General features: G+C 39.5%; 1 protein-coding gene. It reads right to left on the reverse strand.

What is annotated here, in order from left to right; genetic code table 11:
* Positions 1-45 precede the first annotated feature (45 nt).
* Positions 46-1,619 (reverse strand): IS3 family transposase gene (locus M3197_RS17130; protein ID WP_251663100.1). Its coding sequence is split into 2 segments (ribosomal slippage): positions 46-965 and positions 965-1,619, totalling 1,575 coding nucleotides; the frame shifts between segments, so codons are not numbered across the junction.
* Between the last annotated feature and the right edge of the window lie 67 nt (positions 1,620-1,686).

Consider the following 1,686-nt stretch of genomic DNA (forward strand, 5'->3'; position numbering starts at 1 on the left):
TGAACTGCTCCCTGTCAAGTAGACAGTGGAAATAATAAAAAATCGTTAAGCGGCTTGAGCTCTGAATTCTAAAGGGCTTAAGCCGTTTAATCGTTTTTGGTAACGACTTGTATTATAGAAGTGAATATACGAGGCAATCGCCCCTTCCAACTCTTCGTAAGTGTGAAACTTGCTTAAATAATACATTTCACATTTCAAAGAGCCCCAAAACCCTTCGATTGGCGCATTATCTAGACAACGACCAGGACGTGACATGCTATGGGTCATATTTGCCTTGTCTGTTATTCGTTTAAAACCTTTTGATGTATACTGATATCCGCGATCGCTATGAATGAGCGGACGTGCCCAAAATGGCAGTTTCTGAATGGCGGGGGTTATCGTCTCAAACACAAGTGGATTATTATTCGAGCGACCCAATCGATAGCTAACGATTGATCCATCATATAAATCAATAATCGCACTTAAATAAGCCTTTTTTCCGACGCCATATTTGAATTCCGTCACATCCGTGCACCATTTTTCGTTCGGCTTGTCTGCTTTGAATTCGCGTTTTAATAAATTGTCTGCGACATGGTCAGCCTTTGTTTTGCGATAACCTTTCCGTTTTCGGCGAATCACCGACTGTAAATGATGTGTGCGCATAATCCGGTAAATGCGCTTCTCATTAATTAGGGGTTGATTGGCCAATACTCGATAACGGTTAATTGTTAAAGTTACACGCCGATAGCCATATATGCCTTTTACTTGTTGCGCAAGTAGTTGAATCCCAGCCCATAGCCGCTCATTTTCCAACTCCCTCGCTGGAGCTGTTCGATGAAGCCATTTGTAGTACGCAGCACGCGAAACACCCGCAATTTCACAGAGTAAAATAATCGCCAGCTGTGTTTCTTGATGCAACTCTTGAATCGCTAGATAGCGCTGTTGTAAATAGATTTGACTTAATGATGCCTCCTTTCGATTTCCGCTAACTTTTTTAAAAATAGATTTTCTCCGCGTAATCGTTCATTTTCACGCTCGATTCGTTTGATTTCTATTTGTAGTTTTTCTTCCGCTGTTAACTCAATTACTTCTTTAGTGCGTCCGCGGCGATCATGTAAACCAGCTTCACCAATTGCTTCAAATTTCTTTACCCATTGGTAAGTCTGTTGGTACGAAACTCCGTACGTTTCAGCCGTTGCTTGATAATCTTTCTGATGTCTTAAACAATGATTGACAATTTGAATACGTTCTTCAAGCGTTGTTTTTCTTCCCTTAGTCATAGTTCGGCTCCTTCCTTTACCCGAATCTTTTACCTCACTATGACTAGTATACTTTTTTACCCATTTTCTTAAAACAGAATCGCTACTAATGTTATATTTTTTAAGAATCTCAAGACGCGGTAAATCCTTGTGTAGAAAGTCTTCAACCGCATACAATTTCAATTCCTTCGAATATTTTTTCCAGGTAGTCGATTCGATTAGCCCATCCACACCATCTTGATCAAATTTCATTTTCCATTGTTTAATCGTTTTTATAGCGACAGAGAACTTTTCACATAATTCTCTTTGGGAATAGTCCCCTTCATTTAACAGATGAAGGATTTGTAGTTTCTCTTCAACGGAATGGTTACTTCTGGCCATAAAAAATACTCCCCTTAGGTCAACAGATTTTATTTTTTAATCTGTCTACCTTATGGGGAGCATATCA

Source organism: Sporosarcina aquimarina, from assembly GCF_023715615.1.
In the GTDB taxonomy this organism is placed as follows: Bacteria; Bacillota; Bacilli; order Bacillales_A; family Planococcaceae; genus Sporosarcina; species Sporosarcina aquimarina_A.